The organism is Qipengyuania sp., assembly GCF_964227205.1.
Classification (GTDB): Bacteria; Pseudomonadota; Alphaproteobacteria; order Sphingomonadales; family Sphingomonadaceae; genus Qipengyuania.
This window is the reverse complement of the sequence record NZ_CAXQVB010000002.1, coordinates 606,794-626,548: the sequence shown is the minus strand read 5'-3', so window position 1 is coordinate 626,548 and position 19,755 is coordinate 606,794. Positions and strand designations below refer to the sequence as shown.

At 64.7% G+C, this 19,755-nt stretch carries 19 protein-coding genes, 1 tRNA gene and 1 other RNA gene; 16 read left to right on the top strand and 5 right to left on the bottom strand.

Features of this window, described 5'->3' with window-relative positions:
• The first annotated feature begins 62 nt into the window (after positions 1 to 62).
• From ACEQZ0_RS04970 to ACEQZ0_RS04960, 3 genes are all read left to right on the top strand, one after another.
• Entirely contained in the window at positions 63 to 368 is a 306-nt protein-coding gene (locus tag ACEQZ0_RS04970; RefSeq protein WP_370188969.1) for a PepSY domain-containing protein, read from the top strand.
• Positions 369 to 455: 87 nt separating this feature from the next.
• A complete protein-coding gene (locus ACEQZ0_RS04965; RefSeq protein WP_370188966.1) occupies positions 456 to 1,133 on the top strand; it encodes a response regulator transcription factor in 678 nt (225 codons plus the stop codon).
• Positions 1,084 to 2,562: an ATP-binding protein gene (locus ACEQZ0_RS04960; protein ID WP_370188964.1), complete on the top strand. Its 1,479-nt coding sequence runs from the start codon at positions 1,084 to 1,086 to the stop codon at positions 2,560 to 2,562. The genes ACEQZ0_RS04965 and ACEQZ0_RS04960 overlap by 50 nt, the downstream gene beginning before the upstream one ends.
• A 7-nt stretch (positions 2,563 to 2,569) precedes the next feature.
• On the opposite strand, the gene ACEQZ0_RS04955 is transcribed toward ACEQZ0_RS04960, so the two are convergent.
• Complete coding sequence (locus tag ACEQZ0_RS04955) at positions 2,570 to 2,866, bottom strand: chorismate mutase (RefSeq protein ID WP_221602925.1); 297 nt, start codon at positions 2,864 to 2,866, stop codon at positions 2,570 to 2,572.
• Positions 2,867 to 2,931: 65 nt separating this feature from the next.
• Between ACEQZ0_RS04955 and ACEQZ0_RS04950 the strand changes: the two genes are divergently transcribed.
• The 8 genes from ACEQZ0_RS04950 (at position 2,932) to ACEQZ0_RS04915 (ending at position 12,669) form a co-directional block, all read left to right on the top strand.
• On the top strand, positions 2,932 to 3,948 hold the full coding sequence (locus ACEQZ0_RS04950) for a polyprenyl synthetase family protein (RefSeq protein WP_370188961.1): 1,017 nt from the start codon (positions 2,932 to 2,934) through the stop codon (positions 3,946 to 3,948).
• 20 nt (positions 3,949 to 3,968) lie between these two features.
• Entirely contained in the window at positions 3,969 to 6,440 is a 2,472-nt protein-coding gene (gene hrpB / locus ACEQZ0_RS04945) for an ATP-dependent helicase HrpB (RefSeq protein ID WP_370188959.1), read from the top strand.
• Between the two features lie 108 nt (positions 6,441 to 6,548).
• The gene (locus ACEQZ0_RS04940; protein ID WP_370188957.1) at positions 6,549 to 6,827 is read left to right on the top strand and encodes an ETC complex I subunit; all 279 of its coding nucleotides are present in this window, start codon (positions 6,549 to 6,551) and stop codon (positions 6,825 to 6,827) included.
• A gap of 124 nt (positions 6,828 to 6,951) precedes the next feature.
• An RNA gene (ffs, locus tag ACEQZ0_RS04935) (signal recognition particle sRNA small type) lies at positions 6,952 to 7,046 on the top strand.
• A 61-nt stretch (positions 7,047 to 7,107) separates the two neighbouring features.
• Positions 7,108 to 8,934 (top strand): DNA polymerase III subunit gamma/tau, encoded by a 1,827-nt coding sequence (locus ACEQZ0_RS04930; RefSeq protein ID WP_370188955.1) that lies wholly within the window; start codon positions 7,108 to 7,110, stop codon positions 8,932 to 8,934.
• Positions 8,931 to 9,266: a YbaB/EbfC family nucleoid-associated protein gene (locus tag ACEQZ0_RS04925; protein WP_370188953.1), complete on the top strand. Its 336-nt coding sequence runs from the start codon at positions 8,931 to 8,933 to the stop codon at positions 9,264 to 9,266. Before ACEQZ0_RS04930 ends, ACEQZ0_RS04925 begins: the two co-directional genes overlap by 4 nt.
• 488 nt (positions 9,267 to 9,754) lie before the next feature.
• On the top strand, positions 9,755 to 12,142 hold the full coding sequence (gene lon, locus ACEQZ0_RS04920) for an endopeptidase La (RefSeq protein WP_370188951.1): 2,388 nt from the start codon (positions 9,755 to 9,757) through the stop codon (positions 12,140 to 12,142).
• Between the two features lie 254 nt (positions 12,143 to 12,396).
• Positions 12,397 to 12,669: an HU family DNA-binding protein gene (locus ACEQZ0_RS04915; protein WP_219956023.1), complete on the top strand. Its 273-nt coding sequence runs from the start codon at positions 12,397 to 12,399 to the stop codon at positions 12,667 to 12,669.
• Positions 12,670 to 12,771: 102 nt separating this feature from the next.
• On the opposite strand, the gene ACEQZ0_RS04910 is transcribed toward ACEQZ0_RS04915, so the two are convergent.
• Together ACEQZ0_RS04910 and rlmB are read right to left on the bottom strand one after the other, a co-directional pair.
• Positions 12,772 to 13,611 carry a hypothetical protein gene (locus ACEQZ0_RS04910; RefSeq protein ID WP_370188949.1) on the bottom strand — a complete coding sequence of 280 codons (840 nt, stop codon included), beginning with the start codon at positions 13,609 to 13,611 and terminating at the stop codon, positions 12,772 to 12,774.
• A 31-nt stretch (positions 13,612 to 13,642) separates the two neighbouring features.
• Positions 13,643 to 14,431: a 23S rRNA (guanosine(2251)-2'-O)-methyltransferase RlmB gene (rlmB, locus tag ACEQZ0_RS04905; protein WP_370188947.1), complete on the bottom strand. Its 789-nt coding sequence runs from the start codon at positions 14,429 to 14,431 to the stop codon at positions 13,643 to 13,645.
• Positions 14,432 to 14,573: 142 nt separating this feature from the next.
• Between rlmB and ACEQZ0_RS04900 the strand changes: the two genes are divergently transcribed.
• Positions 14,574 to 14,659, top strand: a tRNA-Tyr gene (locus tag ACEQZ0_RS04900).
• Positions 14,660 to 14,848: 189 nt separating this feature from the next.
• Here ACEQZ0_RS04900 and ACEQZ0_RS04895 read toward each other — a convergent pair.
• Positions 14,849 to 15,559 (bottom strand): Crp/Fnr family transcriptional regulator, encoded by a 711-nt coding sequence (locus ACEQZ0_RS04895; protein ID WP_370188945.1) that lies wholly within the window; start codon positions 15,557 to 15,559, stop codon positions 14,849 to 14,851.
• 99 nt (positions 15,560 to 15,658) lie between these two features.
• Here ACEQZ0_RS04895 and ACEQZ0_RS04890 point away from each other — a divergent pair, with 99 nt between their 5' ends.
• The 3 genes from ACEQZ0_RS04890 to ACEQZ0_RS04880 are packed head-to-tail and all read left to right on the top strand — an operon-like array spanning position 15,659 to position 18,402.
• A complete protein-coding gene (locus ACEQZ0_RS04890; protein WP_370188943.1) occupies positions 15,659 to 16,801 on the top strand; it encodes a beta-ketoacyl-ACP synthase III in 1,143 nt (380 codons plus the stop codon).
• A gap of 39 nt (positions 16,802 to 16,840) precedes the next feature.
• A complete protein-coding gene (locus ACEQZ0_RS04885) occupies positions 16,841 to 17,593 on the top strand; it encodes a phosphatidylserine decarboxylase (RefSeq protein ID WP_370188942.1) in 753 nt (250 codons plus the stop codon).
• Positions 17,590 to 18,402 carry a phosphatidylcholine/phosphatidylserine synthase gene (locus ACEQZ0_RS04880; RefSeq protein ID WP_370188940.1) on the top strand — a complete coding sequence of 271 codons (813 nt, stop codon included), beginning with the start codon at positions 17,590 to 17,592 and terminating at the stop codon, positions 18,400 to 18,402. Before ACEQZ0_RS04885 ends, ACEQZ0_RS04880 begins: the two co-directional genes overlap by 4 nt.
• On the opposite strand, the gene ACEQZ0_RS04875 is transcribed toward ACEQZ0_RS04880, so the two are convergent.
• Entirely contained in the window at positions 18,386 to 18,925 is a 540-nt protein-coding gene (locus ACEQZ0_RS04875) for a hypothetical protein (RefSeq protein WP_370221224.1), read from the bottom strand. The genes ACEQZ0_RS04880 and ACEQZ0_RS04875 overlap by 17 nt on opposite strands.
• Positions 18,926 to 18,978: 53 nt before the next feature.
• Here ACEQZ0_RS04875 and rpsB point away from each other — a divergent pair, with 53 nt between their 5' ends.
• Positions 18,979 to 19,731, top strand: coding sequence for a 30S ribosomal protein S2 (gene rpsB / locus ACEQZ0_RS04870; RefSeq protein ID WP_370188937.1), 753 nt, complete (start codon positions 18,979 to 18,981; stop codon positions 19,729 to 19,731).
• Positions 19,732 to 19,755 lie beyond the last annotated feature (24 nt).

The window sequence follows — 19,755 nt, the reverse complement described above, 5'->3', positions numbered from 1 at the left end:
ATGGTGCTCCCCGGCCGTATTCACACCTTGTTCAATGCCTTCTACCTAGGCAGGGACGTATCATGACGCGCCTTTTCGCCTCCTTGCTCGCCCTCGGTCTGCTTGCCGGTCCGATCATGGCCGAACCCGCCTTCGCACAACGTCGCTCGGAACAGGGTGAGGCGCGTCGCGAAATGAATGCGGGCAATATCATGCAGTTGCGCGATATCGAGGCGCGGATCCTGCCCTCGATGAAGGGGGCCGAGTATCTCGGCCCAGCTTATGATTCGACCGCGATGGCCTACCGCCTGAAGTTCATCAAGGACGGTCGCGTAATGTATGTCGATGTCGATGCGCGCACGGGCAAGGTGCTGCGCCGCAGTCGCTGAAATCGCTCCCCGGTGAAACGCCGTTCCGGTTGACGCGTTCATCTACATGAACGAAACGCGCCAGACACAATTCAAGGACGGACATTCATGAGGATCCTGATCGTCGAGGACGAGCCCACGTTGGGCCAGCAACTCAAGTCGACGCTCGAACAGAACGGCTATGCGGTGGACCTTTCCACCGATGGCGAGGACGGCCATTTCCTCGGAAGCACCGAGGATTACGACGCGGTGATCCTCGATCTCGGCCTGCCCGAAATCGACGGGCTCACCGTGCTCGGCATGTGGCGCCGCGAAGGTCGCAAGTTCCCCGTGCTCGTGCTCACTGCGCGCGACAGCTGGAGCGACAAGGTCGCGGGGCTCGATGCGGGTGCCGACGACTATCTTGCCAAGCCCTTCCAGACGGAGGAACTGATCGCGCGCCTGCGCGCGCTTATCCGTCGTGCTTCGGGCAATACTTCGAGCGAGCTGACCGCAGGCGATGTCCGCCTCGATACGCGTTCGGGCCGCGTCACGCTCAAGGGAGAGCCGGTCAAGCTGACCGCGCAGGAATACAAGCTGCTGAGCTACCTCATGCACCACAAGGGCAAGGTGGTCAGCCGCACCGAACTGATCGAACATATCTACGATCAGGATTTCGACCGCGATTCGAACACGATCGAGGTCTTCGTTACCCGCATCCGCAAGAAGCTGGGTGCGGAAGTGATCACGACGATCCGTGGACTTGGATACAGCCTCGACGACCCCGCCGACCAGCCGCGCGCCTGACGAGGACTCCGGCGAGGCGGCGGCGGTCGGGGGAAGCCCGCCTGCCGCTGCGCCGGTGGACGACCCGGTGACTATCGCTACGCCGCCTGCGCGGCGCAGCCTTGCGCGGCGCATGATGGCGATCGCCGCGCTGTGGATCGGCGTGCTGTTATTGGGTGGCGGTTTCGCGCTCGACCGAACGCTCGTCCGCCTGGTCGAGAACAATTTCGACGAACAGCTCGAATACGTCCAGACCGCGCTGATAACCTCGGCCGAGATCGACAACTTCGGCGATGTGCAACTCTACCGCTCGCTCGGCGATCAACGCTTTCTCGAACCGAACAGCGGCGTCTACTGGCAAATCAGCGGGAAGGGGCACGATCCCTTTCCCAGCCGCAGCCTTTGGGACCGCAGCCTGAAGATCGAAGGCGACCACATCGACAACGAGCCCCATTTCTATAACTCGGACCAGTTCGAGGGTGAGCCGCTGCGAATTGTCGAGCGTACCGTCATCCTGCCCGACAGCGACACACGCTGGACCTTCGCCGTCGCTTCGGCGCGAGGCGAGCTCGATTACCAGATCAGCCGCATCCGTTCGATCCTGGTGTGGAGCTTTGCCGCGCTAGGGCTCGGCCTGATGACGCTGGCGATGCTGCAGAGCTGGTACGGCCTGTCTCCGCTACGCCGCGTACGCAACGCGATTCAGGCTATGCGCAACCAGGGCACCAACCGCATTACCGAGCCGCTGCCGCTCGAAGTCGAACCGCTGGTAGAGGAAATCAACGCATTGCTGGCGCATACCGAACAGCAGGCCGAAGAAGCCCGCATGCATGCCGGCAATCTTGCACATGCGCTCAAGACGCCGCTGACAGTGCTGACCAATGCCGCGACCGCGCACGATCCCAAGCTCGCCGACCTGGTCTTCCGCGAAACGCGCACGATGCAGCGCCATGTCGAGCACCACCTTGCCAGGGCCCGGGCCGTCGGGCGTCGCGCCAGCGGGCATGCCCGCGCCGAGGTCTGGCCGAGCGCGGAAAGCGTGCTGCGCGCGGTCACGCGCATCTACGAGGACACACGCTTCGATCTCGACGGCAACCGCGACGCGTTGGTCTCGATCGAGCGCCAGGATCTCGACGAGATTCTCGGCAATCTGATCGAGAATGCCGCCAAATACGGCGGGGGCAGTGTCTTCGTCACCATCGATGCCGAGCGCGAGAGCGACGCGTGCATCATCTGGGTCGAAGACGATGGTTCGGGCATTCCCCCTGCCGAACGCACGCGCATCTTCGACCGCGGGGCGCGGCTCGATACGGGCAAGCCCGGCACCGGGCTGGGGCTTGCGATCGTACGCGATGTGGTCGCGATCTACGGCGGCTCGGTCGAATTGGACAGCAGCGAGGATCTGGGCGGACTGCTGGTGCGGCTGACGCTGCCCCGCGCCACGGCCTAAAGCGCTGTTACAGCCCCGCTGCCTGCTCGTGGTGGCGGATCACCTCGTCGATGATGAAACGCAGGAACTTCTCGCTGAACTCGGGGTCGAGCTCGCTTTCTTCCGCCAGCCGGCGGAGCCGTGCGATCTGCTCCTGTTCGCGCGCCGGGTCGGCTGGCGGCAGGGTGACCCTGGCCTTGTAGGCACCCACCGCCTGGGTGATCCGGAAACGCTCGGCCAGCATATGAATCAGCGCGGCATCGATATTGTCGATGCTCTTGCGAAAGCCGGCGAGGACGGGATCGGGCTGGGGCGTTTCGGTCATGCGATCACGCTAACAAGAAATCCCGTCTTGCCAAGAAAGCTTGGGCAGACCATGGCCAAGCCGAAATGTCTGCCGACGTAATTCCCCTGAAACGCGCCGAACCCGAAGGCTCGATCGAACCCATGCTGGCGCTGACGGCACCGGGCATGAACCAGGTCAACCAGGTCATTCTCGACCGGATGCAGAGCGAAGTGCCGCTGATTCCGGCGCTTGCGGGGCATCTGATCTCGGGCGGCGGCAAGCGCCTGCGGCCGATGCTGACGCTCGCCGGAGCGGAACTGGTCGGATATTCGGGCACCCGCCATCACAAGCTCGCCGCGGCGGTCGAGTTCATCCATACGGCGACGCTGTTGCACGACGATGTCGTCGACGGCAGCGATTTGCGGCGCGGCAAGGCGGCGGCCAATATCATCTACGGCAATCCGGCGACGGTGCTGGTGGGCGATTTTCTCTTCAGCCGCAGTTTCGAGCTGATGACCGAAGACGGCAGCCTCAAGGTGCTCAAGATCCTCTCGGGTGCGAGCGCGATTATCGCCGAGGGAGAGGTCGATCAGCTCACTGCGCAGCGCAAGATCGACACCAGCGAGCAGCGCTACCTCCACATTATCCGCGCCAAAACCGCCGCGCTCTTCGCCGCCGCCAGCCGGATCGCGGCGGTGGTGGCCGAATGCAGCGATGCGCAGGAACAGGCGCTCGACGAATACGGCCGCAACCTCGGCGTGGCCTTCCAGCTTGTCGACGACGCGCTCGATTACGATTCGAATGCCGCCGCCATGGGCAAGGACCGCGGCGACGACTTCCGCGAAGGCAAGATGACGCTGCCGGTGATCCTCGCCTACGCCCGCGGGAGCGAGGAGGAGCGCGAGTTCTGGAAGGCCGCGATCGGCGGATTCCGGACCGAGGACAAAGACCTCGAACATGCGATTGCGCTGATCGACCGGCACGATGCGGTGGCCGATACCAAACTGCGCGCGCGCCATTTCGCCCAGCGCGCGATCGATGCGCTGTCGATCTTCCCCGACAGCAAGGCACGCCAGGCGATGACGCAGGCCGCGCTCTTCGCAGTAGCGCGCGTGTACTGATCCGTCCTAGGGGCGCTGTCGTGCCCGAGCTACCGATCCAATCCGTCCTGCCCGACCTGCTGGGAGCCCTGCGCGGGCGAACCGGTGCGGTTCTCGTCGCGCCGCCCGGGGCGGGCAAGACAACGGCCGTGGCGCCGGCCCTGCTCGACGAGAAGTGGTGTTCCGCCACGATCATCCTCACCTCGCCGCGAAGGGTCGCGGCGCGCGCGGCGGCCGAGCGCATGGCAGAAATGCTCGGTGAAAAGCCGGGAGAGACGATCGGCTATCTCACGCGTCTCGACAGCAAGCGTTCGGCGAAAACGCGCGTGCTGGTGGTGACCGAAGCGATCTTCGTGAACACGATCCTTGGCGATCCGGAGCTAGCCGGCGTGTCGGCCGTGCTGTTCGACGAGGCGCATGAGCGGCATCTCGACAGCGATCTCGGCCTCGCGCTGGCCCTGGAGAGCCGGGCGGTGCTGCGCGAGGATTTGCGTGTGCTGGTAATGTCCGCGACGATCGACGGGGCGCGCTTCGCGAGCCTGCTGGGTGGGGACACTCCGGTGATCGAGAGCGAGGGGCGGGCGCATCCCCTGTGCATCGAATGGCTCGGCTCCGCGCCGCAAATACCGATCGAGGATGCCACAGCGCAGGCGATTGCCACGGCCTGGTGCGACGAGGAGGGCGACATCCTAGCCTTCCTGCCTGGCGTGCGCGAAATCGAGCGGGTGCGCGAGAGGCTCGAGGCGCGGTTGCCCTCCGCGCTGGTCCTGCCGCTCCACGGGCAAATCGACCCGGCCGGCCAGCGTGCCGCGATCCGGCGCGATCCCGAGGGACGGCGCAGGATCGTGCTGGCGACGGCGATCGCCGAGACTTCTTTGACGCTCGATGGCGTGTCGGTCGTCGTCGATGCAGGGCTCTCGCGCCGGGCCGAATTCGACCGCGCAGCGGGCACGACGCATCTCGTGACCCACCGCGCAAGCCAGGCGGCAGCGGCGCAACGCGCCGGGCGCGCGGCGCGCCAGGGGCCCGGTGTTGCCTATCGCCTGTGGGAAGAGGCCGGCCATGGCGGGCGGCCGCTCTATGATCCGCCCGAAATGCTCACTTCCGATCTTGCGCCCTTGGTCCTTGCGCTCGCACAATGGGGCTGCGGCAATCCTGCGGAACTGGCGTGGCTCGATCCGCCGCCGAATGCATCGGTAAGTGCGGCCCGGCAGACACTTTTCGCCCTCGACGCGCTCGACGCGGAGGGGCGAATTACCGAACGGGGAAAGGCGCTTGCGCAGCTGCCACTCGACCCGCAGGGCGCGGCGACCGTGCTGTTTGGCGCGGAGCATGGTGTGGAAGGGGAGGCAGCGCGGATCGCCCTTCTGCTCCAGGAAAGGGGGCTGGGCGGCCGCGGCGAGGATCTGGAAGCGCGGCTTTCGCGCTGGAACGCCGATCATGGTGCATGCGCCGAAGCGAGCCGGAAGCTTGCCGGCCGATGGGCCAGACTGGCGCGTGGCCTTCGGCAGGCTGAGGCTGAGCGGAACTCGAGAAACCACACCACATCCGCTCGCCCTGAGCCTGTCGAAGGGCCGTCACCGCCACTAGGCATCCTCCTTGCCGCAGGCCGTCCCGAGTTCATTGCGAAGCGCCGCGATGCGAGCGGCGAGCACTGGGTGACCGCCGGGGGCAGGGGCTTCGTGCTCGACCCGGCGTCGCCGCTGGCAAGGGCAGTATTCCTCGTCGTCGGCGATGCGAAGGGACAGGCGAAGGGAGCGCGGATCACTTCGGCCATCGCGCTCGAGGAAAGCGATCTCGAACGCTGGCTGCCCGAGCGGATCGAGCGCCGACAGGTACTCCGCTGGACCGGCGAGCGGGTCGAGGCGCTGGTCGAGCGAAGGCTCGGCGCGATTACGCTGACCCGCGGCCCCGACCCTTCGCCCGATCCGCAAGCCATCGTGGACCTGCTTGTGGAAAAGGCTCTGGATAATGCGGCAAAACTGCTTCCTGCAGAACTGCTTGCGCGGGCAAGCTTTGCCGGCGTCGAGGGCCTGACGAGGGAAGTGCTGGCTGAAAATGCATCGCTCTGGCTCGCGCCGCTGCTCCATGGGAGGCGCGATCTCGACCTTCCCAAGGGCAAGCTCGTCGATGCACTGCTCGGCCAGCTCGACTGGGACAGCCGCCAGAAGCTCGACCGGCTGGCGCCGCGCGAATTCACCTCTCCTGCCGGCACGACGCATCGGATCGACTACACCGGCGACGAAGCACCCAGCGTGGAAGTGCGCGTGCAGGCGCTGTTCGGCCTCGAGCGGCATCCGATGGTCGGCGACACCCCACTGCTGCTCAAGCTGACCAGCCCGGCCGGACGCCCGATCCAGGCGACGCGTGACTTGCCCGGCTTCTGGCGCGGCAGCTGGGCCGATGTGCGCAAGGATATGAAGGGGCGCTATCCCAAGCACCGATGGCCCGAGGAACCCTGGGCGGAAGAGCCCAGTTTGAAGACCAAGAACGCCTTCCACCGTTCGGAATAGTTGACTTCCGAGCCGAAGGCGAGGCAAGGGCGACCGCCCGCCCGAGCTCATGCGAGGTAGCCAAGGCGGACGGATGTCCGCCGCCCGGCGTCTGAGGGACGAAAGAAAATGTCTGCGAGAATCTACCAGCGACCGAAAAACGCCATGCAGTCGGGCAAGGCCCGCACCGACGAATGGGTACTCGAATTCGAGCAGTCCGAAGCGCGTCATGCCGACCCGCTGATGGGGTGGACCGGCAGCGGCGACACGCAGGCGCAGGTGCAGCTGACCTTTCCGAGCAAGGACGAGGCGAAGGCCTATGCCGAGAAATACGGCATCGCCGCCCGCGTCCACGCAACGCCGCCCAAGGCGCTCAAGCTGCAGGCCTACGCGGACAATTTCAGGTAAGACCAGGTCATTGCGAGGAGCTACAGGCGACCTGGCAATCCAGAGACCATCGGACTGGTTTGCTTCACTTCGCTCGCTATGACTGAGGGCTTGAAACCTCTACCACATCCCTCCATATGGCGCGCCGGGAGTCGGTCGGACGTTTGCGTTCGCTCACCGGGTCAGGTCCGGAAGGAAGCAGCCCAGGTGGATTGCGGCGGGTCGGCCGGCTCCTTTTTCACCCACATTTCGTGACTGCGACGGCATGACTTTTGCCGCGCCAGTGCCTACCTAGTCGGGCATGGGTGATTCACCGGACAATGCAGACGGTCTGCCGTGGGAGACCGAGGCTGAGGAGGAGGCTGCGCCGAGCGCGGCGGAGCTCGAAAAGGCCGGGCAGGAATCGATGTTCGGCGCGCCGCCGCCACCCGAGCCAGCGCCGAGCCCGACGCCTGTACCCGCGTCCGAAGCCGCACCTGTAAATTCCGATCCCGCGCAGCCCTATCGCGTGCTGGCGCGCAAGTATCGTCCGCAGACCTTCGCCGAGCTGATCGGGCAGGAAGCGATGGTCCGTACGCTCGCCAATGCCATCGCGCGCGACCGGCTGGCGCATGCCTTCCTGATGACCGGCGTGCGCGGGGTGGGCAAGACTTCGACCGCGCGCCTGATCGCCAAGGCGCTCAACTGCATCGGGCCGGACGGAACCGGCGGGCCGACGATCAGCCCTTGCGGCGTGTGCGAACCCTGTCAGGCGATCGCCGAGGGCCGCCATATCGACGTGATCGAGATGGACGCCGCATCGCACACCGGTGTCGACGATGTGCGCGAGATTATCGAGGCGGTGCGCTATGCCGCAGTCAGCGCGCGCTACAAGATCTACATCATCGACGAAGTTCACATGCTCAGCCGCAATGCTTTCAACGCGCTGCTCAAGACGCTCGAGGAACCGCCGGCGCATGTAAAATTCCTCTTCGCGACGACCGAGGTCGAGAAGCTTCCTGTCACCGTGCTCAGCCGCACGCAGCGCTTCGACTTGCGCCGCATCCCGGTCGAACTGCTCGAAGCGCATTTCGCCGAAATCTGTCACAAGGAAGGTGTCGAGGCCGACCCGGAGGCACTGCATATCGTCGCCAATGCCGCCGAAGGCTCGGTCCGCGACGGCCTTTCGATTCTCGACCAGGCGATCGCCCATGCCGATCTCGATACCGAGGGCAAAGTCACTGCGGCGCGCGTACGCGACATGCTCGGCCTCGCCGACAAGGGGGCGCAGCGTCGGCTGTTCGGCCATATCCTCGAAGGCGAGGGCAAGGCGCTGCTCGAGGCGGTCGACGAGCAATATGCGCTCGGTGTCGAACCGCTGGCGCTGATGCGCGCGCAGATGGATCTGGCGCACCGGATTACCGTTGCGCAGGTTTCCGGGGACGAACCGGCAGGGGCCAGCCCCGACGAGCGGGAGCAATTGGCGGACTGGGCTGCGCGCCTTCCCGCTGGGCAACTCCATCGCCTCTGGCAACTGCTCCTCCGCGGGCACGAAGAAGTACGCCTTGCCCCCGATCCGCTGGTGGCCTTGCGCATGGCGCTGTTGCGCACGCTGCACGCGGGGCAGATGCCCGATCCGGGGAAACTGGCGAAGAAGATCGAGGCGTTGGCCGAGGCGGGGCCGCTGGTATCGGCCGGAAGTTCGTCTGGCGGCACGTCTGCTTCGGCGCCCGCTGTCGGCCCCGCGAAATCCACCCTCGACTGGCAGGATCTGGTCGAATCCATCGACGCCTCGGGATTGATGCAGGAGGCCAGCATCATGCGCCTGCAGGTGCGCGTGGTCGAACTGGCCGACGGCACCCTTCGTTATGGACGCGATGCGAAGTTCACCGACGATATCGCGCCGGTCCTGCGCGAGGCGCTGCATCGGCATACGGGCAAGCGCTGGACCGTCGAGGAAGTCGCAGGCGGGGCGGGAAGCCCCTCGCTGGTCGAGACTATCGAAGCCGAGCGCGAGGCCGCTGCCGCGGCAACGCGTGCTCACCCGCTGGTGAAGGCGGCCTTCGAGGCCTTTCCCGAAGCCGAACTGATTGACGATGGCGGCGCCTCCCCCGCGCGCCGCGAGATACCCTGGAGTAGAAAAGCATGAATATGGAAGAGATGCTCGCGCAGGCCCAGAAGGCCGCCGAAACGATCCAGAAGCAGATGAGCGATGCGCAGGCCAAACTCGACGAAATCGAGGTCGAAGGCACGGCTGGCGGTGGCCTGGTTAAGGTCCGCGCGACGGCGCGCGGCCGCATTTTGAGTGTGACCATCGACGACAGCCTGATGAAGCCCGAAGAAAAGGCAATCGTCGAGGATCTCGTGACCGCCGCCTTCAACGACGCGCGCGATCGCGCCGATCGCAAGTCGGCCGAGGAAATGGGCCGCATTCAGCAGGACGCGGGCCTGCCGCCGGGCTTCAAGCTCCCCGGAATGTAAGCCCATACAAAACGGCAGGTCCAACCGATAGGCGGCCTGCCGCCTGCCGGGATGAGCCGAGGCAAGCGGATAGTCGCGCGTAGCAGGTCAGGGCGCGCAGAGGAGCGCTAGGCGTGGCGCGGATTGGCTTTGGAGGATCCGCGCTGGTCTTGATCTGTGTCGAACAGGCGCCAGCCATCCAGATCGCGGATGAGCGGTTTGCGGCAACGCTCGCAATTCGTGCGATAGCTGATCCCGTCGTCCCATACCCGACGGCGATTGACCCGATGGCCACGCGCTCTGCAAATGACCGAACCCAACATCTGTCTGACTCCAAAGGAAATCAAAATTCGTCGCGCCCCGGAATCGTGTTCTATATAGTTTGTTTACCATGATTGCACGGTAATTATGCGTCATCCACATGACTTTCCCGTCTGGCGTTGCGCCATCGGGGTGGGCTCACCATATTCGTTGCGAACGACCGCACCCGGTCCCAACGGAATTTCTCGATGACCCAAACCTATCCCCTGTTGCCCCTTCGCGACATCGTCGTGTTCCCCGGAATGGTGGTCCCGCTGTTCGTCGGGCGCGACAAATCGGTCGCGGCGCTTGAGGCCGCGATGGAGGGCAGCAAGGACATCTTCCTGCTGGCCCAGCTCGATCCCGGTTGCGACGATCCGGCGCGTGACGATCTGTATGACGTCGGCGTGATCGCGCAGGTGCTCCAGCTGCTCAAGCTGCCCGACGGCACGGTGCGGGTGCTGGTCCAGGGCACCAGCCGCGCATCGCTCGAGGAACTCACCCCGCGCGGCGTGCATGTCGAAGCCGGCGTGTCGGTCATCGAAACCGTGACCTCCTCGGGCAGCGAGGTGGTCGCCATGATGCGCCAGGTGGTCGAACAGTTTGGCGAATATGCCAAGCTCAACAAGAAGCTCGGTGAAGAAGCTGTCGAGCAATTGGGCGAAATCGACGATGCCGGCGAGCTGGCCGACGCGATCGCCGCTGCCGTGAATGCCAAGGTGTCCGACAAACAGGCGCTGCTGGTGGAGAAGGATCCGCTCAAGCGCCTCGAGATGGTTATGTCCTTCATGGAAGGCGAACTGTCGGTGCTGCAGGTGGAGCGTCGCATCCGCGGCCGCGTGAAGCGCCAGATGGAAAAGACCCAGCGCGAATATTACCTCAACGAGCAACTCAAGGCGATCCAGAACGAGCTTGGCGGCGATGAGGACGGCAGCAACGAGATTGCCGAGCTGACCGAGAAGATCGCCAAGACCAAGCTCTCCAAGGAAGCGCGCGAGAAGGCCGAGGCCGAGCTCAAGAAGCTCAAGGCGATGCAGCCGATGAGCGCCGAAGCGACCGTCATCCGCAATTATCTCGACGTGTTGCTCGGCCTGCCATGGGGTAAGAAGAGCAAGGTCAAAAAGGACATCGGTAAGGCGCAGAAGGTCCTCGACGCCGATCACTACGGACTCGAGAAGGTCAAGGACCGGATCATTGAGTACCTCGCCGTACAGGCGCGGACGCGCAAGCTGAAGGGGCCGATCCTGTGCCTCGTCGGCCCGCCGGGCGTCGGCAAGACTTCGCTTGGCAAGAGCCTCGCCAAGGCGACCGGACGCGAGTTCGTCCGCCAGTCGCTCGGCGGCGTGCGCGACGAGGCCGAAATTCGCGGCCACCGGCGGACCTATATCGGTTCGCTCCCGGGCAAGATCGTCACCAACCTCAAGAAGGCGGGCAAGATCAATCCGCTGTTCCTGCTCGACGAGATCGACAAGCTTGGCCAGGACTTCCGCGGCGATCCGGCCTCGGCGCTGCTCGAAGTGCTCGATCCCGAACAGAACTCCAAGTTTCAGGACCACTATCTCGAGCTCGATCTCGACCTGTCGGACATCATGTTCGTCACCACGGCGAACAGCCTCAACCTGCCGCAACCGCTGCTCGACCGGATGGAGATCATCCGGCTTGAAGGTTATACCGAGGACGAGAAGGTCGAGATCGCAACGCGCCACCTGCTGCCCAAGCAGATCGAGGAGCACGGCCTCAAGAAGGGCGAATTCGAGCTGACCGAGGACGCCCTGCGCGACCTCATCCGCTACTACACGCGCGAAGCGGGTGTTCGTACGCTCGAACGCGAACTGGCCCGGCTCGCACGCAAGTCGCTGCGCAAGATCCTTGAAAAGGAGGCCGAAAGCGTGCGCATCACGCCCGAAAACCTCAGCGATTTCGCCGGGGTGCGCAAGTTCAAGCACGGCATGAGCGAGGACGAGCCGCAGGTCGGTGCGGTCACCGGTCTAGCGTGGACCGAGGTGGGCGGCGAGCTGCTCAGCATCGAAAGCGTGACCACGCCGGGCAAGGGCGAGATCAAGACCACCGGCAAGCTGGGCGAGGTGATGAACGAAAGCGTCGCCGCGGCCTTCAGCTTCGTCAAGGCGCGCGCGCCGCATTACGGCATCCGGCCGAGCCTGTTCCAGCGCCGCAACATCCATATCCACCTGCCCGAAGGCGCGGTACCCAAGGATGGACCGAGCGCGGGTGTGGGCATGGTGACGTCGATCGTCTCGACGCTGAGCGGCATTCCGGTCAGGCCCGATGTCGCGATGACGGGCGAGGTCACCTTGCGTGGCCGCGTGCTGGCGATCGGCGGGCTCAAGGAAAAGCTGCTCGCCGCGCTGCGGGGCGGGATCAAGAAGGTCCTCATCCCCGAGGAGAACGTGAAGGACCTCGCCGAGATTCCCGAAAACGTGAAGGAAGGTCTCGAGATCGTGCCGGTGGCGCATGTCGACGAGGTTCTGGCGCAGGCGCTGTGCGAAGTGCCCGAACCGATCGAGTGGACCGAGGCCGACGATCTCGCCAGTCAGCCCGATCACCCGCACCAGCCGGCCTCGGCGACCGCGCATTAACAAAAGGCATGCTGCGCCGCAGCGACTCGGACGCGCTGAAGCAGTGTTGCGGCGCGGCGGTCGGCGTTGTGCGAGCGGTCAGTGCAGGGTGAATGGTCGCTTCACCCTGATTTTCACCCCGCCCGCGCCAAAATCCGCCGAAATTCGCCGAATTTGCCTTTGACACTGCTTCCAAAAAACTCTCAATTCGTGCGCCTTCACCGAGGCGATTCAGCCAATATCACCAGACGATAAGAACAAGGGGGTTTTCCATAATGAACAAGAACGACCTGATCAGCGCGGTTGCCGATTCCAGCGGCCTTTCCAAGAGCGATGCCTCGAGCGCCGTCGAAGGCGTCTTCGATGCCATCACCAAGGCCCTGTCGAGCGGCGATGAAGTGCGCCTGGTCGGCTTCGGCACGTTCTCCGTCGCCAAGCGCAAGGCCTCGACCGGCCGCAACCCGCGCACCGGCGAACCGATGACCATCAAGGCATCGAACCAGCCTAAGTTCAAGGCCGGCAAGGGCCTCAAGGACGCGGTCAACTAAGCCGGTTTCCCACTGGCGCACCGCCACGCCTCGCGGTGCGATGCCGGGATCGACCTTCGCCGCGCTCTCCATTCCGGAAAGCGCGGCGTTTTCGTATCGGCGTCAGTCGAAGGCGATAAGCGCCGTCGGGGCCTGTTCGGTCCGGGGCGTGATGGTCCAGCCGAGCGCCTGTCCCCTCGCATGGCGCTGCGGGCCCTCGTCGGTATTGTTGGCGAGGATGCGACCATCGGTCACGATCGTGAACTTCCCATCGGGAACCGCGATGCGGGGCAACTCGCTTGTTTCCTCCCCCTCGGACATGGCCGCCATGGCGGCGAGCGGTAGCCCCCCGAACATGGGATTTGCATCCTTCTGCCCCGCAAAACCTGGCGCATCGATGCGCACCTGCCCCCCGTCGCGCAGGATCACGCTGACGAAGCTGTTCGCCATCGCCATCTTCTCGACGGTCGGAAAGGTGAAGTCGTGGGTTAGTTGTCCCGAGATCGAAAAGTCGACGTCGAACAGTCCGTCGCCCTTGTACTCGACCGTCTTCCAGCCGCGCTGCCGCTGGAGCATGGCGGCGAGTTCCCTCGCTGCCTCCGGGTCCGAGGGATCGATCCCGCCGAGGAAGGCCTTCATCTGTTCGGCCTCCTGCTCCTTCTTGGCGCGACGCGTCTCCGCTTCGGCCTCCCACTGGCTCTTCTGCTCGGCCACCTCGGCGGGCGAGCAGTCGCGGGATTCGAAATCCTCGTCCCAGCATTCGGCCTCGAACGTCTCGTCGACCTTGCCGCCCATCTCGGCCAGCTTGCTCAGCGCCAGCATCTGGATCTCGCCGTCATAGACGAAGGCGAAGCTGCCGTCCTGCATCAGGTCGAGCTGGCTGGTGAACTGCCCTGGCGACAGCAGACACCCCGACAACGTCAGCGCGCTGGCACCCGCCATGGCTGCTGCGCGAAGCTTCATTGCAATCATGTTTCCCTCCCCACTGGTGTTCCTAGCGTGTCGCGACCGCATAGAGCGCGATCGCGCCGGCGTTGGACACATTCAGGCTTTCGATCTGGTCGCCGATCGGCAGTTTGGCCAGCGCGTCGCAATGCGATTCGATATTCTGCCGCATACCTTCGCCCTCGGCGCCGAGCACGAGCGCGACTGGTCCTTCCGGAAGCGCTTCGGCCAGAGTCGCCTCGGCGGCACCGGTCAGGCCGATTCGCCAATAGCCCGCCTCGGCCATCTGCTCGAGCGCGCGGGCCAGATTGACCACGCGGACCCAGGGCAGCACCTCGAGCGCGCCCGAGGCGGCCTTGCCGATCACGCCGCCCTCGGGCGGAGCGTGGCGATCCTGCGTGACCAGAGCGGCGGCACCGAAGGCCGCGGCCGAACGCATGATCGCCCCCACATTGTGCGGATCGGTGACCTGATCGAGCACGACGATCGGGCGTGCCGGATCGGCATCGAGCACCTCGTCGAGATGAATATCCTCGAGCGGTGCGCATTCGAGCACGAGGCCCTGATGCGGGGCATCCTTGGCAACGAGGCGCGCGAGATCCTGCACGTCGGCATATTCGAGCGGGAAATCCTGCGGCAATTCACCATCGAGCGATTCGACGCCTTCGCGCGTCGCCCATAGCTTGCGATGCACACGATCTGGGTTCTTCAGCGCCGCCTCGACCGCGTGGCGGCCCCACAGCCGGACCTGCCCGGCGCCGGCGCGGCCACTGCCGCGTCCGCCCTTCATCCGGCCTGCCCGTCCCCTGAGTGCGCGCTTGCGTTCGCCTTTTGCCATCGAATTCGTCCTGTCAGAAACTTTGGTCCCGGCCTGTGCCAGCGAGGGCATTGACAGGCAAGGCTCGCTTCGCCAAAGGGGCGCCTCTCGGCACGGGATCGGCTTTGCGATCCCTCGATTTCCTGAGCGAAATGGCCCGTGTGGACAGGTGGCCGAGTGGTTAAAGGCAGCAGACTGTAAATCTGCCCGCGCAAGCGTACGCTGGTTCGAATCCAGCCCTGTCCACCACCGCCATCCCAAGCATATAGACGGGACATTTTGTCCGCAGACGGCTTGCCGAACCAGCGGCCAGCGCGGAGCGACGGTGCGTTCGTTTGGATTTGGAGCCGCGAAACGGTGGAGATCGCCGCAGGCCAGTCCAGCTCGATCCGGCACCGCCCCTCTAAACGTGGTCCGACAAAAGCTGGTGTGGCCGGCCTAGCCCGCGCGCGCCTCGAGGTCGGCCGGATCCCGCAGAACGACCTCACGCCGCGAGGGCAGTTCGATCGCGCCTTCGTTGCGCAGGCGGGTAAGTTGGCGACTAACGGTCTCGATCGTAAGGCCGAGGACATCTGCGATCTGCTGGCGTGACAGGGGCAGAGTGAAGCGCATCGGCCCGCCTGCCGTCCGCAACCCGAGCCGGTCGGCCATCTCGAGCAGGAAGCTGGCGACCTTCTGTTCGGCATTCATGCGCCCCAACAGCACCATCCAGCGCCGGGTCCGGTCGAGTTCGCCCAAGGTTCGCTCGAGCAATTTGTGCTCGAGGCGCGGGTGTTCGCGGGCGAAGCGGTCGAAATCCGAGCGTTCGAACACGCAGATATGCGCATCGGTGATCGCCTCGACGCCATAGGGCGTGGTCTGGCCGAAGGGACGCCCGAGGAAGTCCGAAGGATAGACCAGGCCGAGGATCTGCTCCTTGCCGTCGGCGGAATGCGAGGACAGCTTGAGTACGCCCTCGATGACATTGGCGACCAGGACCGCCTCGTCGCCCTCCCACATCAGCTGTTCGCCGGCGGCAAGGTCGCGGCGTCGCCCGATGCCGTTGAGCAGGCCGATTTCCCGATCGTCGAGATCGGCACAGATGGCCCGGTTGCGGATCGCACAGGCGTCGCAAAAACTGGCGGGGCGGGAAATCGGCGTGTCCTGCATCGGAATTCCAGTATCGGTTGGGCGGGGCAATGCCAAGGGCGAGTCGCGTGAAGCGTGCCGGCGCTTGCGAGAGAACCGATCGCGGCCTAACCAGCCGGCATGAGCCAAGCCACACGTCCGACGGGCCGCCCTGTCATTTCCTCAACCGGGCTGTTCACACCGCCCGAGACCATTACCAACGAAGAACTGGTCGAGAGCTTCAACAGCTACGTCGATCGCTTCAACGCCGCGAATGCCGAGGCGATCGCTGCGGGCACGGTCGAGCCGCTGCAGCCGAGCTCGGTCGAATTCATCGAGAAGGCGAGCGGGATCAAGGCGCGCCACGTGATGGCCAAAGCGCCGATCCTCGATCCCGAAATCATGGCTCCGCGCTGGCCCGAGCGTTCGAACGAGGATCTGTCGGTGCTCGCCGAGATCGGCGTGAAGGCCGCGCGCGACGCGCTCGAGCGGGCCGGGCGCGAAGTCGCCGATGTCGATGCGGTTCTGTGTGCCGCCTCGAACATGGAGCGCCCCTATCCGGCGATGGCCGTCGAAATCCAGCAGGAGCTGGGGATCGACGGTTTCGGTTTCGACATGAACGTCGCCTGCTCTTCGGCCACCTTCGGGATCCAGACGGCGGCCGACTATATCCGTTCGGGCAGCGCCAAAAGCGTGCTGGTCGTGAGCCCGGAAATCACCAGCGGCCATCTGAACTGGCGCGATCGCGACAGCCATTTCATCTTCGGCGATGTCGCTACGGCAGTGCTGGTCGAGGATGCCGCAATCGCCCCGGCGGAGCATTGGGATATTCTCGGCACGCGGCTCAAGACCGTATTCTCGAACAATATCCGCAACAATTTCGGCTTCCTCAACCGCGCCTCGCCCGAGGGTGAGGGCAAGGCGGACAAGCTTTTCGTCCAGGAAGGACGCAAGGTGTTCAAGGAAGTCGTCCCGATGGTCGCCGAACTGATCGTCGCCGAGGCCGAGGGGCTGGGGCTCGACCCGCAGGCTCTGCGGCGGCTGTGGCTGCACCAGGCCAATGCCGGGATGAACCGGCTGATCGCGCAGCGCGTGCTCGGTCACGAAGCCAGCGCCGACGAGAGCCCGACCGTGCTCGACACTTATGCCAACACCTCGAGCGCGGGATCGATCATTGCCTTCCACAAGCATAGCGAGGACCTCGCGTCGGGAGATACCGGGCTTATCTGCAGCTTCGGCGCGGGCTATTCGGTCGGTGCGGTGTTCGTGCGCAAGGTGGCATAACCGCTTGTGACGGCTCGCCACAGCGCCTAGGTGGCCGGAATGGCAGGTGATCTTCTCGACAATCGCGGCCGCGGTGACGTCCGCTGGTCATGGCCCCCAATCCATCCCGAAGGCCGAAAGTTCGGCGTCGTTGCAGTGCTTGTCAGCCTCGTGTTCCTGCTCGGTCTCGACTGGGAAATCGTCGGCTGGCCGCTGCTGCTGCTGTCGCTCGGCGTGTTCGCCTTCTTCCGCGATCCCGAACGCGTCGTTCCGCAGGACGAGCGGATGATCGTCGCTCCGGCCGACGGGCTCGTGTCGCTGATCGCCGAAGTCGAACCCCCGGCGGAAATGATGGTCGACGATGGGTCGGAACATGCTGGGCTGGCGCCGGGCAAGGTGACGCGGATCTCGATCTTCATGTCGGTGTTCGACGTGCACATCAACCGTGCGCCGATCGCCGGCACCGTGCGCCGCGTCGTCTATATTCCCGGCAGCTTCGTCGACGCCGGGCTCGACAAGGCGAGCGACGAGAACGAACGCCAGCATATCCTGATCGAACGGACCGATGGGCTCAAGATCGGCTTCACCCAGATCGCCGGTCTCGTTGCTCGGCGGATCGTGCCCTTCGTCAAGCCGGGCGACACCGTCGGCGTCGGCCAGCGCGTTGGCCTGATCCGATTCGGCAGCAGGGTCGATGTCTACCTGCCCGCCGGAACAGATTCTAAGGTTCTGCTCGGCCAGCGCTGCATCGCGGGCGAGACGGTCCTTGCGGAGATCGGGCAGCAGAAGCTGATCGAGGGCGTTGCGCAGTGAACCTGTCGCCCAACGAACACGATGCGGGGTTGCGGATCGGGCCCAAGGCAACCGAGGACGAACCGCCGGCCGTCGTGCGGGCGCGGGCGCTGACATTGCGGGCAATGATCCCCAATGCGGTGACCGCAGCGGCGCTGTGTTCGGGGCTGACCGGGATCCGCTTCGCGGTCGACGGGAAATGGGAAGCCGCTGCAGTGGCGGTTATCGTCGCGGGTCTGCTCGACGGGATGGACGGTCGCATCGCGCGCGCGCTGAAAGCCCAGTCGCGCTTCGGTGCAGAGCTCGACAGTCTTGCCGATTCGCTCAGCTTCGGGACGGCGCCTGCCATTATCCTCTATCTCTGGTCGCTGGCGGCAGAACCCCGCTGGGGCTGGTTCGCCGCGCTGGCGCTGGCGATCTGCTGCGCGCTGCGCCTCGCGCGTTTCAATGCGCAGATCGATGTCGAGGACCAGCCACACAAATCGCTCGGATTCCTGACCGGCGTTCCCGCACCGATGGGGGCGGGGTTGGCCTTCATGCCATTCTATCTCTGGGCCGCGACCGATCTCGAAATTTTCCGCGAGCCCTTGCTGGTCGCACCATGGCTGGTTGTGACCGCCCTGCTGATGATTTCGAGCATGGCGACACCGAGCTGGACCTCGCTCCGCCCGCGTCGGGGTATTCGCTTGTGGGTGCTGGCCTTCGTCGGCCTGTTGTTCGCCGCGCTGTTGCAGGAACCATGGTGGACGCTCAGCGTGATCGGGATCGGCTACTTGCTGCTTCTTCCGGCAACCCTGCTTCGCTATGCGCGGATCAAGCGACGCGGCTGATTTCGCCCTTGTCGGTGCGAACCGTGCCCCAGCGACCGAATGCCGAATAGCCGCCAGCGGTAACCGCCGGACGCAAGGTCGGTAGCAACGGGACCGTTTCACCTTTCAGTTCACGCCGGAGCGCGCCGAAAGCGGACCACCAGCGCAGTCCGCTATCGGCAAGCACGCCTGCTACAACCACTGCGGTGACGGTGAGCAGGGCAATGAGGAACAGTGCGAACATTTCGAAATCTCCTGCCCCGATGCTTCGACAAGTCTGTTGACACGCCCGGGGAAATCCTGTGGAAAACCCGTATTGCCCGCCGGTGGTTCCGGCGATGAGAACAATGTTCTCTTTTTGTTCTCGCAAGTCAAGCGCTTTTTGCGCCCGGATTCCCTTTTTCAGCGGTGAATTGAGTCTGGATTTATCCGGAAAGCGGCGATAAAGGCGCGCGGTCCGCAACGGATTCGGTTGATTTCCGACTTTGCCGAAGCGGGCAAATCCACATGGAAGGCGCACATACCGGTGCCCGCCGCGGGACATGACCGCATTTGGGTTCCAGCTTTCCAGAGGCATAACCGGAAAGGAATTTACCTATGGCGGCTCCTACCGTCACCATGCAGCAATTGATCGAGGCCGGCGCACACTTCGGCCACCAGACCCACCGTTGGAACCCGCGCATGAAGCCGTATATCTTCGGCGCGCGCAACGGCATCCACATCATCGACCTGTCGCAGACCGTGCCGCTGTTCGCGCGCGCGCTCGACTTCGTGCAGCAGACTGCCCGTTCGGGCGGCAAGGTATTGTTCGTCGGCACCAAGCGCCAGGCGCAGGACGCGATCCGCGAAGCGGCGCTTGCTTCGGGCCAGCACTACGTCAACCACCGTTGGCTCGGCGGCATGCTGACCAATTGGAAGACCATCAGCGAGCGTATTAAGTACCTCAAGACGCTCGACGAGCGCCTTGCCGGTGACACCGCGGGCCTGACCAAGAAGGAAGTTCTCGACCTCACGCGCAAGCGGGACAAGCTCGAAATGTCGCTCGGCGGCATCCGCAACATGGGCGGCATTCCCGATGTGATGTTCGTGATCGACGCCAACATGGAAGACCTGGCGATCAAGGAAGCCAATGTCCTCGGCATCCCGGTCGTCGCCGTGCTCGACACCAATGTCGATCCCGAGGGCATCGCATTCCCCATCCCGGGCAATGACGACGCTGCGCGCGCCATCCGTCTCTACTGCGATGCAGTCGCCAATGCTGCCAAGAGTGGCAAGGGCGAAGGCGTACAGGATTCGGGTGCCGACGTCGGCGCCATGGAAAACCCGCCCGAGGAAACCGCGGCGGCCTGAGGCCCGGATTTCGTGAGCGGGGGG